Source organism: Methylobacterium radiodurans (assembly GCF_003173735.1).
GTDB classification, from domain to species: domain Bacteria; phylum Pseudomonadota; class Alphaproteobacteria; order Rhizobiales; family Beijerinckiaceae; genus Methylobacterium; species Methylobacterium radiodurans.
Map to the genome: position 1 here is coordinate 3811486 of NZ_CP029551.1, position 17745 is coordinate 3829230.

The 17745-nt window shown below is 72.3% G+C and carries 15 protein-coding genes; 2 read left to right on the forward strand and 13 right to left on the reverse strand.

All coding sequences use genetic code 11. The features are described 5' to 3' along the window. Positions 1-45: 45 nt before the first annotated feature. The 4 genes from DK427_RS17795 to glmU all read right to left on the reverse strand — a co-directional run bounded on the left by DK427_RS17795 (position 46) and on the right by glmU (position 4769). Entirely contained in the window at positions 46-723 is a 678-nt protein-coding gene (locus tag DK427_RS17795; protein ID WP_245930615.1) for a Pr6Pr family membrane protein, read from the reverse strand. A gap of 16 nt (positions 724-739) precedes the next feature. Continuing rightward, complete coding sequence (locus DK427_RS17800; protein WP_109952426.1) at positions 740-1231, reverse strand: DUF2721 domain-containing protein; 492 nt, start codon at positions 1229-1231, stop codon at positions 740-742. 70 nt (positions 1232-1301) lie between these two features. Then, entirely contained in the window at positions 1302-3128 is a 1827-nt protein-coding gene (gene glmS, locus DK427_RS17805; RefSeq protein WP_109952427.1) for a glutamine--fructose-6-phosphate transaminase (isomerizing), read from the reverse strand. A 261-nt stretch (positions 3129-3389) separates the two neighbouring features. Continuing rightward, complete coding sequence (gene glmU / locus DK427_RS17810) at positions 3390-4769, reverse strand: bifunctional UDP-N-acetylglucosamine diphosphorylase/glucosamine-1-phosphate N-acetyltransferase GlmU (RefSeq protein ID WP_109952428.1); 1380 nt, start codon at positions 4767-4769, stop codon at positions 3390-3392. A 276-nt stretch (positions 4770-5045) separates the two neighbouring features. Between glmU and DK427_RS17815 the strand changes: the two genes are divergently transcribed. Continuing rightward, complete coding sequence (locus tag DK427_RS17815) at positions 5046-6551, forward strand: OpgD/OpgG family glucan biosynthesis protein (protein WP_245930616.1); 1506 nt, start codon at positions 5046-5048, stop codon at positions 6549-6551. A gap of 12 nt (positions 6552-6563) precedes the next feature. Here the strand turns inward: DK427_RS17815 and DK427_RS17820 are convergent, their stop codons facing one another. The 6 genes from DK427_RS17820 to DK427_RS17845 form a co-directional block, all read right to left on the reverse strand. Next, positions 6564-7811, reverse strand: a complete 1248-nt coding sequence (locus tag DK427_RS17820; protein ID WP_109952430.1) for an adenylate/guanylate cyclase domain-containing protein — start codon at positions 7809-7811, stop codon at positions 6564-6566. Between the two features lie 7 nt (positions 7812-7818). Then, positions 7819-9237 carry a GTPase HflX gene (gene hflX, locus DK427_RS17825; RefSeq protein WP_109952431.1) on the reverse strand — a complete coding sequence of 473 codons (1419 nt, stop codon included), beginning with the start codon at positions 9235-9237 and terminating at the stop codon, positions 7819-7821. A gap of 179 nt (positions 9238-9416) precedes the next feature. Further along, positions 9417-9671, reverse strand: coding sequence for an RNA chaperone Hfq (gene hfq / locus DK427_RS17830; protein ID WP_109952432.1), 255 nt, complete (start codon positions 9669-9671; stop codon positions 9417-9419). A gap of 194 nt (positions 9672-9865) precedes the next feature. Further along, entirely contained in the window at positions 9866-11230 is a 1365-nt protein-coding gene (gene ntrX, locus DK427_RS17835) for a nitrogen assimilation response regulator NtrX (protein WP_109952433.1), read from the reverse strand. After that, a complete protein-coding gene (locus tag DK427_RS17840) occupies positions 11227-13566 on the reverse strand; it encodes a sensor histidine kinase NtrY-like (protein ID WP_109952434.1) in 2340 nt (779 codons plus the stop codon). The genes ntrX and DK427_RS17840 overlap by 4 nt, the downstream gene beginning before the upstream one ends. A gap of 116 nt (positions 13567-13682) precedes the next feature. Next, positions 13683-14105 (reverse strand): hypothetical protein, encoded by a 423-nt coding sequence (locus tag DK427_RS17845; protein ID WP_109952435.1) that lies wholly within the window; start codon positions 14103-14105, stop codon positions 13683-13685. 226 nt (positions 14106-14331) lie between these two features. On the opposite strand from DK427_RS17845, the gene DK427_RS26435 reads away from it, so the two are divergent. Further along, the gene (locus DK427_RS26435) at positions 14332-14778 is read left to right on the forward strand and encodes a YidB family protein (protein ID WP_245930618.1); all 447 of its coding nucleotides are present in this window, start codon (positions 14332-14334) and stop codon (positions 14776-14778) included. Positions 14779-14847: 69 nt separating this feature from the next. Here the strand turns inward: DK427_RS26435 and pufC are convergent, their stop codons facing one another. The 3 genes from pufC to pufL are packed head-to-tail and all read right to left on the reverse strand — an operon-like array spanning position 14848 to position 17736. After that, complete coding sequence (pufC, locus tag DK427_RS17855; RefSeq protein WP_109952436.1) at positions 14848-15921, reverse strand: photosynthetic reaction center cytochrome PufC; 1074 nt, start codon at positions 15919-15921, stop codon at positions 14848-14850. After that, a complete protein-coding gene (gene pufM / locus DK427_RS17860) occupies positions 15918-16895 on the reverse strand; it encodes a photosynthetic reaction center subunit M (RefSeq protein ID WP_109952437.1) in 978 nt (325 codons plus the stop codon). Before pufM ends, pufC begins: the two co-directional genes overlap by 4 nt. A gap of 13 nt (positions 16896-16908) precedes the next feature. Continuing rightward, positions 16909-17736, reverse strand: coding sequence for a photosynthetic reaction center subunit L (gene pufL / locus DK427_RS17865; RefSeq protein ID WP_109952438.1), 828 nt, complete (start codon positions 17734-17736; stop codon positions 16909-16911). Positions 17737-17745 lie beyond the last annotated feature (9 nt).

Genomic DNA, 17745 nt, shown 5'->3' on the forward strand with positions numbered 1-17745 from the left:
CCGCTGGGGCCGACCCCCGAGAGGTAGCGGCTGCGCTTGCCGGCCTCAAGGGCGGGGATCGGAACGCGCGGCCGCGCCGAGGCGCCGGTCCAGGGCGACCAGGGCCGCCCCGGTGGCGAGAAAGCCCGCGGCGATGCCGCCCACATTCGCCATCACCGCGGCCCAGCCGAACCGGGCGACGTTCACGAAGGGGTAGGGATACCAGTCCGTCGTCGCCCCGCGCACCAGCGTGACGGCCAGGAAGGCCAGCGGGTAGAGCGCCCAGAGCAGCGCGTCGCGGTAGCGCAGGCTCCCCTTCGGCACGAAGGTCAGCCAGAACAGCGGCACCAGGGCCGGCACGGCGAGGTGGAGCAGGATGTCGGCGACGCGGTCGGCCCCCTGCGGCACCCGCAGGCCCGCGAGCAGCAGGCGCTGGACGATCCCGACGAGGAGGCAGGCGAGCGCCGTGCCGGCCACCGGCCAGGGCCGCAGCCAGGATCCCGGCCGGAGCGCAATCGCCCCGAACAGGATCGCGACCACGAGCCCCGTGGTGTTGGTGAAGTAGTTCAGCATCCGCGCGACCGCGGCCGCGTGCGAGCCCGTCCGGTCGAGCACGGCAGCGTAGCCCGCCGCCAGGCCCGCGGCGGCCGTCAGCGCGATCAGGGCCGCCGCGAGGCGCGGGGCGCGGGCGGTGGTTCGGTGCGCGGGCACGTCCGCGGGCACGGCATCCGGTTCCGGCTTCAAGACCCGTCGCTCCCGCTCACGGCCGTTCGGCGACGCGGTCGGAGGCGTGGGCCTGCTGGCGGTCCACCGCGTCGCGGATCCCGCGGCCGGCCATCAGGATCTCGACCAGGAAGGCGGCGAGCGCCGCGACGGTCGAGACCAGCGCCACGCCGAAGCAGCCGAACAGCACCGAGGCGGTCGCGGCGTCCCGCATCGCGCCCACGAACAGCGTGAGCACCGCGGCGCCCGTCATGACGCCGGCGGCGCAGGCGAGCACCACCGCGCCGTCGAGCACGAAGGAGCGGCGGCGCAGGAAGGCGAGCTGGCGCGACAGCCCCGCGGCCTCGGCCGGGCCGGCGGTGCGCAGCGCCGCCGCCGCGGCGTCGACCTTGTCGGCCACGCGCCCGAGCCGGGTCGAGAACACGTTGAGCAAGGTCGCGAGCGCGCTCAGCAGGAAGGCCGGCGCCAGCGCCACCTGGATGATGTGGGCGATGTCGTCGGGGGCGAGCAGGGAGGGGGTGCCGGGCATGAGGCGGGCTGATAGCCGGATCCGGCCGGGCGCGAAATGGCCGGGCCCCGCTCGCCTCACCCCGCGGCGCTCACTCCACCGTGACCGACTTGGCGAGGTTGCGGGGCTGGTCCACGTCCTTCCCCATGAAGACGGCCGTGTGGTAGGCGAGCTGCTGGATCGGCACCGCGTAGACGATCGGCGCCACGGTCGCGTCGAGGGCCGGCATGGTCACGGTCGCCAGCGTGTCGAGCCCGTGCTCGGCCGCGCCCTTGGCGTCGCCGATCAGCACGATGCGCCCGCCCCGGGCGGCGACCTCCTGCATGTTCGACACGGTCTTCTCGAACACCGCGTCGTGGGGGGCGATCACGATCACCGGCACGCTCTCGTCGATGAGCGCGATCGGCCCGTGCTTGAGTTCGCCCGCCGCGTAACCTTCCGCGTGGATGTAGCTGATTTCCTTGAGCTTCAGCGCGCCCTCCAGCGCCATCGGGTAGCTGGTGCCGCGCCCGAGATAGAGCACGTCGCGGGCCTTCGAGACCTCGCGGGCCAGCCCCTCGATCTCGGCCTCGCGGGTCAGCGCCTCGGCCATCAGGCCCGGCACCGTGATCAGCGCGTCGATGAGCGCCCGCTCCCGCTCCGCCGAGAGCACGCCGCGCGCCCGGCCCGCGTGGATCGCGAGGCAGAGCAGCACGGTCAGCTGGCACGAGAAGGCCTTGGTCGAGGCCACGCCGATCTCCGGGCCGGCCAGCGTCGGCAGCACGGCCGAGGATTCGCGCGCGATGGTCGAGGTCGGCACGTTGACGACGCTGAGCGTGTGCTGCCCCTGCGACTTGGCGTAGCGCAGGGAGGCCAGCGTGTCGGCGGTCTCGCCGGATTGCGAGATCACGAGGGTCAGCCCGTCGCGCTCCAGCGGCGCCTCGCGGTAGCGGGCCTCGGAGGCGACGTCGATCTCGACGGGCAGCCGCGCGATGCTCTCGAACCAGTACCGGGCCACCAGCCCCGCGTAGTAGGCGGTGCCGCAGGCGGTGATCGAGAGGCGCGAGAGCTTCGCGAAGTCGAAGGGCAGGGGCTCGGGCAGGGCCACCCGGCCGTTGGCCAGATCGACGTAGTGGCTCAGCGTGCGGCCCACCACCTCCGGCTGCTCGTGGATCTCCTTGGCCATGAAGTGGCGGTGGTTGCCCTTGTCGATGCGGTAGGCCTGGGTGGCGATCCGCTGGCGCTGCCGCTCGACCACGGTGCCCGCGGCGTCGCGGATCTCGGCGCCGTCGCGCGTGAGGATCGCCCAGTCGCCCTCCTCCAGGTATGTGAGCGCGTCCGTGAAGGGGGCGAGCGCCAGCGCGTCGGAACCGAGATAGGTCTCGCCCTCGCCGTAGCCGATGGCCAGCGGCGCGCCGTGGCGGGCGCCGATCAGCAGCCCGTCCTCGCCCGCAAAGATGAAGCCCAGCGCGAAGGCGCCGCGCAGGCGCGGCAGCGCGGCGGCCACCGCCTCCACGGGCCCCTGCCCCCGGTCCATGTTGCGGCTGACCAGCTGGGCCACGACCTCGGTGTCGGTCTCGGTCTCGAAGCGGACGCCGTCGGCCTCCAGCTCCCGCTTCAGCTCGCGGAAGTTCTCGATGATGCCGTTGTGGACGACGGCGAGCCGCGCGGTGGCGTGCGGGTGGGCGTTGGTCTCGTTCGGGCGCCCGTGCGTGGCCCAGCGGGTATGGCCGATGCCGGTGGCGCCGGGCAGCGGGCGCTCGGTGAGCCGGGCCTGCAGGTTGACGAGCTTGCCTTCCGCGCGCCGCCGGTCGAGCCGTCCGTCCGCGACGGTGGCGAGCCCGGCCGAGTCGTAGCCGCGGTACTCGAGCCGCCGCAACGCCTCGACCATCTGGTCGGCGACCGTGTCGCGCCCGACGATGCCCACGATGCCGCACATGATGCGCGCCCTCAAAAACACGTTGCCGCCGCGCCGGGCGCGGCCTGATCCGGAACGGGACCGCCGGGCCATGAAGGCCCGGTATCCGCTGCACGGCCGTGCTTGTACCGGATGGGGACGGCCCGGGGCCAGCCCCGCTGCATGTCGCGTATCTTCTCTCCCCCTCTGCGGGGGAGGGAGAGTGCCCTGCCCTACCCTGTCGGTACCGAGGTCCGGACCTAAGCGGGCGCTTGAGCTTGAAGATTCAGAGCACTGAACAGACTACGCTTTCTTCCCTTCGCCCTTCGCCGCCAGCAGCGCCGTGCGCTTGGCCTCCGCCCAGCCCGGCTTCGTCGCCTGCCGACCGCGGGCGACGGCGAGCGCGCCTTCGGGCACGTCGTCGGTGATCACCGAGCCCGAGGCCACGTAGGCGCCTGCCCCGACCGTCACGGGGGCGACCAGCGCGGAGTTCGAGCCGATGAAGGCGCCCGCGCCGATCGTGGTGCGATGCTTGGAGACGCCGTCGTAGTTGCAGGTGATGGTGCCGGCGCCGACGTTGGCCTTCGCGCCGATCTCCGCGTCGCCCAGATAGGTGAGGTGGGCGGCCTTGGCGCCGGGGCCGAGGCGGGCGTTCTTCAGCTCCACGAAGTTGCCGATCGCGGAACCCGCCTCCAGCACCGCCCCGCCGCGCAGCCGCACGAAGGGCCCGACGCTGACCGAGGCTTCCAGCCGCACGTCCTTCAGATGCGCGAAGGCGTGGACCACGCAGCCGTCCGCGACCGTCACGCCGGTGTCGAAGACGACATGAGGCTCCACCAGAACGTCCCGGCCCAACACCGTGTCGTAGCTCAGGAAAACGGTGTCGGGCGCAACGAGGGTCGCGCCCCCAAGCATCGCCGCGCGGCGCAGGCGCGCCTGGATCACCGCCTCGGCCTCGCTGAGCTGCACCCGGTCGTTGACGCCCTGCGCCTCGGCCTCCGCCACCGGCACCATCGCCACGTCGAGCCCGTCGGCCACCGCCAACGCCACCGCGTCCGGCAGGTAGTACTCGCCCGCCGCGTTGTCGTCGCGGATGCGCGTGAGGAGGCCGAGCGCGTGCTCGCCCGAGAGCGCCATCAGCCCGGCATTGCACAGCCGCACGCCGAGTTCGGCCGGGCTCGCGTCCTTCTGCTCGCGGATCGCCAGCACCCGCCCGTCCGGCCGCCCGCCCGCGGTGAGGACCCGGCCGTAGCCGGTCGGGTCGTCGCTCTCGAAGGCCAGCACCGCGACCGCGGCGCCCTCCGCCAGCGGTGCGCGGAGCCGGGCGAGGGTGGCGCCGGTGATCAGCGGGGTGTCGCCGAAGGCCACCACCACGTCGTCGCCCGCCTCCAGCGCCGCGCGGGCGCAGAGAACCGCGTGGGCGGTGCCGAGCCGCTCGGCCTGGCCGAAGACCTGGGCGCCCGGCGCCTCGCGCGCGATCTCGGCGGCCACGTCCTCGCGGCCGGGCTCGGCCACCACGGCGATCCGGTCGGCGCCCGCGGCCTCTGCCGCCGCCAGGACGTGGCCGAGCATGGTCCGGCCGGCCAGCCGGTGCAGCACCTTCGGCAGGTCGGAGCGCATCCGCGTGCCCTTGCCGGCCGCCAGCACGATCGCCGTCAGGCTGCGCCGGGTCTGCTCGCTCATCCGCTCGTCCTCAGGCTTCGTTCGAGATCGGCGCGACGGATGGCGCCTTCGCGATCCGGGCGCAAGGGTAACGCACAACAGCGGTACGCAAGGGCAGGGTGCCGGGCAGGGTGCCGGGCAGGGGCGGAGCAGGCCGGCCGCATCCTTTTCAGGACCGGTTCAGCGCCGCCCGTGCTAGGGGAGTTGCGAAGCCGACCCTCTTCGACAAGGCCCCCGATCCTGCCGACCGACACGCCTTCCTGCGCCGCCGCTCACGCCGCCCCGACTCGCCGCGCGGTGCTCGCCGCCGGCCTCGCCGCAGGGTCCGGACTCCTGTCCGGCCCGGCGCGGGCCGCCGAGCCGCCCCCCTTTCCCGGTCCCGGAGCGCCCTTCGACCGCGAGGCGCTCGTCGCCCACGCCCGCGAGCGGGCGCGGGGCCCCTACGTCGCGCCGCGCACCGACGACCTGCCGGCCGCCTTGCGCGAACTCGGCCGCGAGGCCTACGCGGCGATCCGCCCGGCGCCCGGCCGCGGGGTCTGGGAGGGCGAGGATTCCGGCTGGATCCTGGAGCCCCTGCCCCGCGGCTCGATCTTCTCCCAGCCGGTTCAGCTCTTCCTCGTCGAGGGCGGCGAGGTCCGCCCCCTGCCCTACGACCGCTCGCGCTTCCAGGCGGAGGGGGTCAGCCTGCCCGACCTGCCCTCCGAGGCGGGCTACTCGGGCCTGCGCCTGCGGGCGCGGGTCCAGGGCGGCGAGCCTGCCGAGATCGGGGTGTTCCAGGGTGCCTCGTTCTTCCGGCTCTGCGCGCCCGGCCAGGAGCTCGGGGTCACCGCCCGCGCCCTGACGCTGCGCCCGGCCGACGCGCGGGGGGAGGAGTTCCCGCTGTTCCGCGCCCTCTACGCCGAGCGGCCGGAGGCCGGGGGGGCGCTCGTGCTGCACGCGCTGGTCGAGTCCGAATCGGCGGTCGCGGCGCTGCGCTTCCGCATCGCCCCGGAGGCCCGCGCCACGGTCTGCGACGTCGAGGCGGCGATCTTCGCCCGGCAGCCCCTGGATCATCTCGGCCTCGGCGGCTGCCAGGCGAGCTACCTGTTCGGCCCCCTCGACCGCCGCAACGTGGACGATGCCCGCTCGGCCGTGCACGCCACCGACGGGCTCGCCATCGCCAACGGCTCCGGCGAGCAGATCTGGCGCCCGGTGCACAACCCGGACGCCCTGCAGATCTCCGCCTTCGTGGACGACAATCCCCGGGGCTTCGGCCTGATGCAGCGGGCGCGCGCCTTCCGCGACTACGAGGACGACGTGCAGCACTGGGAGCGCCGCCCCTCCCTCTGGCTGGAGCCCCGGGACGATTGGGGGAGGGGCAGCGTGGTGCTCCTCGAGATCCCGAGCGATTCGGAGGCCAACGAGAACGTCCTGGCCTACTGGCGCCCGAAGGAGACCCTCCCGAAGGACGGGGCGCTGCAGGTCGCCTACCGCCAGCACTGGGTCTGGGAGCGGCCCGCCCCGTCCACGCTCGCCCGGGTGACGGCGAGCCGGGGCGGGCGTGGCAGCGCCGGACCGCGCCGCCTGTTCCTGGTCGATTTCGCCGGGGAGGACCTCGCCGAGGCGGGCGGCCTCGACCTCGCGCTCTCGGCCGCCCCCGGCACGATCACCCGGCAGCAGCTCCTGCCCGATCCGGGAGCCAAGACCGCGCGCGTCGCCTTCGAGCTCGATCCCGGCAGCGAGCGGGCGAGCGAGCTGCGCCTCCAGCTCCGGCGGGGCGACCGGCCCGTGAGCGAGACCTGGCTGTACCGCTGGACGCCGTAGGGCCGCGCGCTCTCAGGCCGGCACGCGCTGGCGCCCCTCGGCCACCGCGAACAGGGCCGGGTTGCCGCCGTCCGCGACGGGGACGACGGTGACGCCGTCCGGCAGGATCGGACCGGTCAGGCGCAGGAAGTCGCCCGACGCCGCGATGTCGAGATCGGCCGCCTTGGTGCGGGCTTCGAGCCGCGCCAGCGTGTTCATGGCCGGCCCCAGCACCGTGTACTCGGCCCGCACCCCGTCGTCGAAGACGCCGACGAGGAGTTCGCCCGCGTGCAGCGCCACCGCGACGCGCACGGGGAAGCGGCCGGCCAGCGCCCGCGCCCGGTTGAGGGCCGCGACCCGCGTCCGGACGGCGCGGGCGCAGGCGAGCGCCCCGCGGGCCTGATCCTCGGGCGAGCCCACCACGAACTGGGCCAGCACCGCGTCGCCCACATACTTGTCCACGAGGCCGCCGTGCTCGGCGACCAGACCCTGCGCGAGCGCCCGGAAGGCGAGCAGCGCCTCCACCATGGTCTCGGGCGGATGCTCGGCGCTGAGCCGCGAGAAGCCCCGGATGTCGAGGATCATCAGGCAGGCGTGGCGGCGGCGCACGGCGCCCATTCCCCCCTCGCGGGCGAGGTCCTCGGCCACGTCCTCGGGCACGAAGCGGGCGAGCAGCGTGCGCTCGTGCTCCAGCCGCAGGGCCTCGGCCACCGCCCCGCGCAGGCGCGAGATCCCGTCAATTACCACGAGGCTCGCCGCCGTGAAGGTGAGGAGCGCCGGCACCTGCTCGGAGAGGTCCACATGGGGGCCGAGCATACCGGTCGGGTGGGTCGCCGCCAGCAGGAGCGCGATGCCCCAGGTGCTCGCCACGATGCCGGCATAGAGCGCGGTGTGCCAGACGCGCACGCTGAGCGCCGTCTGGAGCAGGAGCAGGAAGGCGGGCAGGCGGCTCACCGCGTCGGCCGCGCCCGCGGCGTCGGCGCCCGCCAGCAGGTGCTCGACGATGACGTAGGCGGCGAGCCCCGCGTTGAGCAGCGTGCCGGCCCAGGCGTAGCTGTCGGCGCGCCGGCCCCCGCCCCGCTCGGCCAGCGCGAACCAGACGGAGCTGCCCGCGTAGAGCGCGAGGATGACCCAGTGGCTGAGCTCGTGCAGGGAGCCGTCATAGGCCTGCGCCGCCATCAGCAGCACGAGCACCACGACGATCCGCACCGCCAGGAGGCGCCCGCCATTGGCGGCCTGCATCAGCCGCCGGGCGGCGCGAGCGTGCTGCGCGCCGCGCATCGGACGGCTACTCGGCCCGGGTGAGCCGGCGGGCCGCGCCGAAGCGGTTGAGGAAGCGCGGCTCCTTCTCGGGCGCGACCCGCACCGCGAGGTGGAGCGTGCCGCCCTCCTCCATGCGCCGGTCGAGCACCTCGGCGTTCTCGTAGAGCCAGTTCAGGGCGGCTCCGTCCTCGGGCGGCAGCACCACCGCGAAGGTCGAGCGGGAGCGCGCGATCCGGGCCTCGATCCGGCTGGTCAGCGCGGGGAGCCCCTCGCCCGTGAGCGCGGAGACCAGAACGGGCGCCGCGCTGTCGCGGTCGTTGCGCTGGGTCCCGCTGCCCTGTCCGCCGCCCTTGCGGCTGAGGTTCAGCAAGCGCGTGCGCTCGTCCGCGTCGAGGAGGTCGGCCTTGTTCCAGACCTCGATGACGCGGTCCTGCGCGTCCTCGATGCCGAGTTCGCGCAGCACCGTGCCGACATCCTCGGCCTGGGCCTCCGTGTCGACGTGGGAGACGTCGCGCACGTGGAGCAGGATGTCGGCCTCGATCACGTCCTCCAGCGTCGCCCGGAAGGCGGCGATCAGCGAGGTCGGCAGGTCGGAGATGAAGCCCACCGTGTCGGAGAGGATCACGGTCTCGCCGTGCGGGAGCTTGGTGGCGCGCGCGGTCGGGTCGAGGGTGGCGAAGAGCATGTCCTGCGCCACCACCTGCGCCTTGGTCAGCGCGTTGAACAGCGTCGACTTGCCGGCATTCGTGTAGCCGACGAGCGCCACGATCGGGTAGGGCACGCGCGCCCGGCTCTGCCGGTGCAGGCCTCGGGTGCGGGTGACCGCGTCGAGGTCGCGCTCGATCCGGGTCATCCGCTCCTGGATCATGCGCCGGTCGGCCTCGATCTGGGTCTCGCCGGGGCCGCCCAGGAAGCCGAAGCCGCCACGCTGGCGCTCCAGGTGGGTCCAGGACCGGACGAGGCGGGACTTCTGGTAGGCGAGGTGCGCGTGCTCGACCTGGAGGGTGCCTTCGCGGGTCGAGGCGCGGCGCCCGAAGATCTCCAGGATCAGGCCGGTGCGGTCGATGACCTTGGCGCCCCATTCCTTCTCGAGGTTGCGCTGCTGCACCGGCGAGAGCGCGCAATCCATCACCACGAGGCCGATCTCGCGGGCGCGCACGATGCCGGCGATCTCCTCGACGCGGCCCTTGCCCAGATAGGTCGAGGGCCGGATGCGCGGCAGCGTTACGGGGATCGCCTCGACCACGTCGAGCTCGATCGCGGCGGCGAGTCCGACCGCCTCCTCGATCCGCGCCTGGGCCGAGCGCGTCGGGGCCGGGGCGCCGCCGGCGGGCCGCGTCAGATAGGGGCCGACCACGAGGGTGTGGGTCGCGGCGGCGATCTCGCCCTCGGGCGCGGCCATCGCCTTCAGCCTCGCCTCGCCGCTCGATATCAGGTCCGTCATTCCGTCTCCGTCACGCCCTGTCCTATCTGGGGAGCGCGCGCCCGCTTTGCAGCGGGGCCGGAGGCGGAAATCGTCGGCGCGGGACAGGACGAAGGGTGGGTCCGTTTACCGCCGCTCTCCTTTTCCCCTCTGCGGGAGAGGGAGAGCGCAGAGGCTTCCGCTCGCGGGGCCGAACCGTCTCAAGCCTTCTCGGGCGCGGCCTCGTCCGGCTCGAAGAGCTGCACGGGATGGCCCGGCATGATCGTCGAGATGGCGTGCTTGTAGACGAGCTGCGAGTGCCCGTCGCGCCGCAGCAGGACGCAGAAGTTGTCGAACCACGTCACCACGCCCTGCAGCTTCACGCCGTTGACGAGGAAGATGGTCAGCGGAATCTTGTTCTTGCGGACGTGGTTGAGGAAGGTGTCCTGAAGGTTCTGTGCGCGTTCGGCCGCCATTCTTTTATCCTTTGTTGTGCTGGCTGTTATGTTGGCTTCTTGATTCGGTCCGCGAAGCGCCCCCCCCCGGGGGACCCGGCGCGATGTCGGAAAACATTACACCGGCAAAGCCTCGGCCGATGCAAGGGCGCGGCCGCGGCCTCCGGTGACGAAAGAGCCGCCCTCATCAGGACTTCCACAGCGCGCGGTACCCCTCAAGGGCCGATTCCGAGGGACTTCAACTTCCGGTGGAGAGCCGAGCGCTCCATGCCGATGAATTCCGCGGTTCGCGAGATGTTGCCGGAGAAGCGGGCGATCTGGGCCACGAGATACTCGCGCTCGAAGATCTCGCGGGCCTCGCGCAGTGCCAGGCTCATCAGCTTCTCGCCGCCCGAGCCTGCGGGCGTGGTCGGCACCAGCGCGCCGATCTCGGAGGGGAGCATCTCGGAGGTGACCTCCTGCTCCGGGTCGGCCTGGGTCAGGATCATCAGCCGCTCGACGTTGTTCTTGAGCTGGCGGATGTTGCCCGGCCAGTTGTGCGACTGGAGCACGGCCATCGCGTCCTCGGCGATGCGCCGCTTCGGCAGGCCGGTCTGGGCCGAGATGTTGTCCATGAAGAACTGGATCAGCTCCGGCACGTCCTCGCGCCGCTCGGAGAGCGCGGGCACGCGGATCGGCACCACCGAGAGGCGGTGGAACAGGTCCTCGCGGAAGCGGCCGCCGGCGATCTCCTCGGCAAGGTCCTTCGAGGAGGAGGAGATGATGCGGACATCGACGTGGACGCGCGTCGTGCCGCCGACCCGCTGGAAATTCTGGTCGACGAGGACGCGCAGGATGCGGTTCTGCGTCTCGCGCGGCATGTCGGCCACCTCGTCGAGGTAGAGCGTGCCGCCATGCGCCTCCTCGAGCGCGCCGACCCGGCGGCCCGCATCGCCCTCGACGCCGAACAGCTCCGCCTCCATCGTCTCGGGCAGGATCGCGGCGGCGTTGAGCAGCACGAAGGGGCCGTTGGCGCGCGCCGAGGCCCGGTGCAGCGAGCGCGCGGCGAGTTCCTTGCCCGAGCCCAGCGCCCCCGTGATCATCACCCGGGCGTTGGTGGGGGCCACGCGCTCGATGGTCTGGCGCAATTGGTTCGCCGTCACCGAGGTGCCGACGATGCGGCTGGCGTGCCCTGAACGCGCCTTGAGGTCGCGCACCTCGCGCTTGAGGCGCGAGGCCTCCAGCGCGCGCTCGGCCACCAGGATCAGCCGGTCGGCCTTGAACGGCTTCTCGATGAAGTCGTAGGCGCCCGCCTTGATGGCCGAGACCGCGGTCTCGATGTTGCCGTGGCCCGAGATCATCACCACCGGCAGGTCCGGGTGGCCGGCCTTGATCAGGTCGAGCACCTGCAGACCGTCGAGGCGCGAGCCCTGCAGCCAGATGTCGAGGAAGACGAGGTGGGGGCGCCTGGCCTCGATGGCGGCCAGCGCCTCGTCCGAGCCGCCGGCCGTGCGGCAGCGATGGCCCTCGTCGTCGAGGATGCCCGCCACGAGGTCGCGGATGTCGGCCTCGTCGTCCACGATCAGGATGTCGGCGCTCATCTGGTGATCTCCGCGATCTGGGGGGCCGTCCGCGCGGCGCCCTTCTCCACTGTCGTGGCCGCTGTCTGAGGGGTCTTGTCGGGTTGTGCCGAACCGGTCGGCGACGCGTCGGCCGCTTGCGCGCGCGGGACCCGCATGCGCACCTGGCCGCCGCGGCCTGCCGGATTGTCGTTGAGTTCGATCCCCCCGCCGTGCTCCTCCAGCACCTTGCTGACGATGGCGAGCCCGAGGCCCGTCCCACCCTCGCGGGTCGTCATGTAGGGCTCGAGCAGGCGCTGGCGCCCCTCGGCGGGAAATCCCTTGCCGTTGTCGGTGATGCTGATCACCGCGAAGCCATCCTCGACGGCGAGGTCCAGGCTGATCCGGCCGCGGCCCAGCACAGCCTCCGGCACCTCGATCACCGCCTCGACGGCGTTCTTCAGGATGTTGGTGATGGCCTGGGACAGGAGCCGGATGTCGAAGGCCGCGGTGATGCGCTCGGACCCGTCCCCGGCGGTCGAGAAGGCGAAGTCGATCTCCGGGTGGGCCACCCGCATCATGAACAGGTTCTGCTTGGCGATCTCGGTGAGGTCGTTCTCGGCGATCGCGGGCTTGGGCATCCGCGCGAAGGAGGAGAACTCGTCGACCATGCGCTTGATCTCGTCGACTTGGCGCACGATGGTCGCCGTGCACTGGTCGAACACCTCGCGGTCGGCGGTGATGACCTTGCCGTACTTGCGCCGGATGCGCTCGGCCGAGAGCTGGATCGGCGTCAGCGGGTTCTTGATCTCGTGGGCGATGCGGCGGGCGACATCCGCCCAGGCCGAGGTGCGCTGGGCCGAGACGAGGTCGGTGATGTCGTCGAGCGTCACCACGGAGCCGCGGGCCGCCCCGTGGGCCTGCTCGCTCGTCACCCGCACCGTGACGGTGCGCTCGCGCCCCGCCCGGGTCAGCTGGATCTGCTGCTGCACGGCGCGCTGCCGGCTCTCGCCCTCGGCGAGCACGGGGCCGAGTTCCGGCACGGCCTGGGCGAGCCGCTGCCCGACCAGCGCCTCGCCCGCGAGATCGAGCATCCGCTCGGCGGCCGGGTTGGCGATGGTGGCGAAGCCGCCCGCGTCGATGCCGATGACGCCCGGCGAGACGCCCGACAGCACCGCCTCGGTGAAGCGGCGGCGGCTGTCGATCAGTTCGTTGGCCGCGGTGAGCCCGGCATGCTGGCGGCGCAACTCCTGCGTCATCTTGTTGAAGCTGGCGCCCAGATGCGCGAGGTCGCCGTCGGATTTGCGGGCCGGGACCTGAGCGTAGAAGTTGCCCGAGGCGACCTGGTCGGCGGCGTTGATGAGCCGGCGGATCGGGGCGACGAAGCGGTTGGCGAAGTTCATGCCGAACCACACCGCCGAGAGCAGCGCCATCAGGGCGATCAGCACGAAGATCGACGCGAAGGTGATCTGGATCTGGCGCCGCAGCGAGTCGTAGGTGAGGTACTCGGCCGCCGCCGCCCGCGACACGCCCGGGAAATCGATGGCGAGCTGGCTCACCTCCCGCTGCACCATGAGGACGGCGTCGTCGTAGGCGGGCATCCGCAGGAGCGCGGCGAAGACCCGGCCCTCGGTGGGCAGCAGGCAGATCGGGTCGTTCGACTTGGCGGCGTCCGCGAAGGCCGCTGCCGAGGGCAGGCGCGTCGACTTCAGCACGTCGATCTTCGCGCGGGCCACCACCTCGGTCGGGCCCCGCATGATCTGGGCGACCGGCAGGCCGAGATTGGTCGCGCGCGTCGTGAGGAAGTTCTCGAACCAGGCCCGGTTCACGTCGAAGTTCGGCCGCGCCCGCGTCAGGTCGTCGTTGAGGATGCGGATCTCGCGGGCGAGGCTCTGGCACTGGTTCTCCTGGTAGGCGTCGGCCACCTCCACGGATTTCAGCACCACGTCGCGCACCCGGTCGGTGAAGCCGAGCGAGAGGCCGCGGTCGATCGTGATCGAGGCCACGACCGCCAGCAGGATGGTGGGCAGGATCGCGATCAGGCTGAACAGGCCGACGATGCGGGTGTGCAGCCGCGCCACCGCGGCGTTGGCCCGGCGCGCCATGAGGAAGACGCGCGCCTCCCAGGCGATGATGACGCCGAGGCCCAGCACCAGCGCGACGTTGATGGCGAGCAGCGTCACGCCGATCGTGGGCGTCGGCGTCACCCGGATGACGCCGGCCAGGATCAGGAAGGTGATGGTGGCCGAGACCAGCGCCGTGACCACCACGACGGCGCCGATCCAGCCCGGCCCGCGCGGGTCCGGCCGCGTCGCCTCGGCGGCCTCGCCGGGGGGCACGGGGGGCGTCTCCTGTGATCTGTCTCGCGTGCGCACCATCCCCGATGCGGGGCCACAACAGTGTGGCAGAATTAATACGAATCGCGCGCCGGCCCTCTCGGTGCTGGCGGTGTGGGAAGGGGTTTCCTGGGCCGCCTGGGCGGTCTCGGAGGGTCTCAGCGCGGAAGGCCGAAGGCGCAGCCGGCCGGTCCGTTGGAAGCCGGTTCGCGGCGCATGGGGCGGTCCGACGCGGGCTCGGGTGGGCGCGTGCCGGTGCTCATGTCCTGCGCACCGGCTCCCGTGCCGGTGGCGCTGCCTGCGCCGACCTGTCCGCCCGGCGGGCGCTGTCCGGCGCCGGCACCGCCGGACAGCGCACCGACGCCCCCGCTCGGCGCCGTGCCACCGCCGACACCTCCGCCTCCGGCGCCCGGTCCCTGCAGGCCGGTCGAGCCGGTGGAAGCGCCCGGGTTGTATCCCCCGCCGATCTGCGCGGCGACGCTGCCGCCTCCGGGGGCGGACGGGCCCGATCCCCGCGCCAGGGCGGCGGGTGCGGCGAGCAGGAGGGCGAGGGCCGGGAGGTGCAGCGATCCGCGAAGCATACGGGGCCAATCGGAGCCCGACCGGCATGTTCCGGCATGTTCCGGCGTGCGTATCCCGGCGTGCGGACCGGCCGGGCGGTGCCGGCGGCGCCGGCGCCTTTGCCGGACGGAGTCCGCGCTCACCCGGTGCGGGCCCCGCGGCGTGTACGATGACGCACTTGCCGCTGCTGCAGCGCGCCCGACCTTGTGACCGCACGGTGCCGCTGCGGCACCGCAACGGCGGAGGATGGGCGTGCTCGGCAGCGTGACGACGATCTTCGGGGGGCTCGGCGCGAGACTGGAGCGAGCCCTCGACGCCAAGGGCGCGGACGGCCTTGCGCTCGCCGCGGCGAAGTTCTTCCCCGGCGGCCTGCCCGCCCTGCTGGACGCCCTGCGGGCGGAGGGTCACGGCGCGGCCGTGGAGTCCTGGCTCGGCCGGGGCCCGAACGCGGCCGTCCCCGCCGAGGCCTTCGCCCGCGTCCTCCCGCCCGCCGTCGCCGCGGCCTTCGCCCACGACCTCGGCCTGCGGCCGGAGCGTGTGCCGGTGACGCTCGCGCAGTTCCTGCCCGCCGCGGTCGATGTCGAGAGCCCGGACGGGACGCTCCGCCCACAGCCGCAATTCAGCACACAGGCGATGCCGGGCGAGCCCGGCACGACCGAGGCGACCCGGGCCGCGAAGATGGCGGCCGAGTAGCCGGCACCGTAGCCGGCCCGGGCCGGGCCTCGCGTCCCGCCTCCCCCGCGTCGGGGGAGGCGGCCGGACCTACTGCGCCGCCGGCACCGGCACCCCCTGCGGTCCGCTCGTGGTCGCGGGTGCCACGGCGAGTTCCGGATAGGCCTCGATCACGTGCGCCCCGCCGAGCGGCTTGCTCTGACCGTTATGGCAGGTCGCGCAGTTGAGTTTCGGCGCGTCGCCCTTGGGCCCGAGGCGGTTCGGTGGGAACACGCCGGTGAGCGGCGTCAGGTAGTCGGCGTTGAGGTCGCGCACCATGCGGATCGCGTGCCAGGCGAGGGTGCGCTGCGGCGCGCTCTGCGACCACTCCGCCACCGCCCGGGTGTTGTGGCAGTAGGTGCAGTTCACCCCGAGCGATTCCGACATGTGGATCATCAGCGCGAAGGTGCGCTCGGCCGACTGGATCGGCTTGCCGGGGCTCTCGGGCAGGGCCGTCGTGGCGTTCACCCGGATCGCGCCCTGGTCGGCCTCGGGCTTGGCCAGGAAGTCCTGCAGGTAGGTGTAGGGCAGCGAGGCGAGGCCCGTGGACGGCGTCGCGAGGTTCTGGCCGTTGTTGCGGGCGACGAAGCCCCGCGTCGGGCTCGGCGAATCGAACCAGACATGGGCCGGCACCGGGTTGCCGCGGTGGCAGGTGTAGCAGGTCACGCCGGCCTCGCCGACATGCTTCTCCTTCCAGGTCGTGTTGATGTGCTGCGTCATCTGCAGCATCCGGCGGGCGACCCGCTTCTGGTAGAGGCTGTCGTCCGCCATGTTCTCGGTGTTGTGGCAGTAGGTGCAGCCCTGCTGGGGCGAGACCCACTCGGTCATCGAGACCATGAGGCGGTTGAACTCCTCCACGGGGAGGTCCTGGAGCACCTTCACGTTCTCGTAGACCGCGCCGGCCTTGTCGGTGCCCGCCTCGACCTTGTCGGCCGGGGCCGGGGCGACGTTCGCCGCCTTGATCTCCGCGGCCCCGGCCCTGGTCTGGATGACGTCCATGCCGGTGCCGCGGAAGCCGTGCTGTTGGTTGAGCATCGGGGGCCGCGTCCAGCCCGCCGTGCCGAACTGCGCGATCGTGAGGAACAGGGCCACGACGCCCGCGACGATGACGCCGATCGTCTTCATGGCGTGCCTCCCGGCGCTTTGAGGGGATCCTGGATCGGGCCGAACACCTCCGGGTAGGCCGGCGCGACGCCGTGCTTGACCGCCCAGAGATACCAGTTGTCGACCACGGTGCCGGTGAGCAGGATGCCGATGCCGCCGGTGAGCGTGGTGAGCACCGCGAACCACCAGGCCCAGCGGTGGACGGATTCCATGGTGGCGTTGAAGCCCATGGTCCAGCGCCAGAACAGGGCGGCGCGCTCGGTGGCCGTGCCACGGTTGACGATCTGGTCGATCTCGCGCTCGGCCCCGTAGCGCGAGCAGGCGAGGATCGTGCCTCCGTGCATCGCGAAGAGCAGCGTCGACCCGTACAGGAAGACGATCGAGAGCATGTGGAAGGGGTTGTAGAAGAGGTTGCCGTAGCGCAGCGAGAAGGCCGCGGTCCAGTCGAGGTGTGGCAGGATGCCGAAGGGCACCGCCTCCGACCATGAGCCCATCATCAGCGGCCGGATGAAGCCCAGCACGAGGTAGAGCCAGATGGCCGAGGCGAAGGCCCACGGCACGTGGGTGCCGAGGCCCAAGGCGCGGGCCCGCCGGTAGAGCCGGAGCCACCAGAGCAGGATCGAGGCGGTGAGGAAGAAGCCGGCGATCAGCCACCAGCCGCCCTCGTTCAAGGGTGGCAGCACCTTGAGCCCGTGCTTCGGCAGCGGCGGCTCCAGCGCCAGCCAGGGGAGCTGGCGCACGAACTGGACCGGGTCCCAGTTCACGGAAGCCCACATGTTGAGGCCGATGATCTCGAAGGCGATCAGCCCGCAGGCGAGCGAGAGCGCGCCGAGATAGCCGCCGTAGATCGGCCCGACCTGGCTGTTGCCGATCAGCCCGAACAGGTAGCTGTTGAAGGGCTTGCCCACGCGGGCATCGACCGCGACCGGGATGCCGTGCTCCGGCACGACCGGGCGCACCTGAACCTGGGTGAAGATGTTCTGGTAGTAGGCCACGACCCCCTCCCCTTCAGCGCCAGACCGGAAGATTGAGCCACCAGCCCCACCATTCGGGCCAGCCGCGGGTCCAGAACGGGCCGCTGATCACGATGCAGACCGCGCTCCAGAAGCCGGCCGAGAGCGCCAGGAACAGGCCGAGCCGGTGGATGCCGAGCGTGCCGATCGAGTAGCCGATCGTGTCGCGGAAGAACGTGTCCTCGTGCTCGGGCGTCTTGACCACGTCGTCGTCCTTCGGCGGATTCGTCGAGGACAGGATCAGCGAGCCGTGCAGCGCCAGCGCGAAGGTCGTGGTGAAGAAGAACGTCACCGCGAGCATGTGCGCCGGATTGTAGTGGAAGTGGAGATACTGGTATCCGGTGTTGGATACCCAATCGAGGTGGCTCAGGATCCCGTACGGGAAGCCGTAGCCCCAGGCGCCCATCAGGAAGGGCCGCACCACCACCAGGACCACGTAGGCGAAGATCGCCACCGAGAAGGCGAAGGGCACGTGGTAGCCGATGCCGAGCTTGCGGCAGATCTCGACCTCGCGCAGCGCCCAGGACGCGAAGGCCCCGATCGCGCAGATCGTGATGATCTGCCAGAGGCCGCCCTCCTTGAGCGGCGCCAGCGCCAGCCCGTATTTCAGGTCCGGCGGCGCGATGTTGATCTGCCAGATGTTCCAGGTCGGCCCGATCGCCGCTCCGTAGAGGATCAGCGCGGTGCCGAGCACCGAGAAGAAGAGCGTCGTGACCCCGAAGAAGCCGACGTAGAAGGGCCCGACCCAGAAGTCGAACAGGTCTCCGCCCAGGAGCGTGCCGCCCCGGACCCTGTATTTGCGCTCGAAGCTCAGCATCGCCATGGCGCGTCT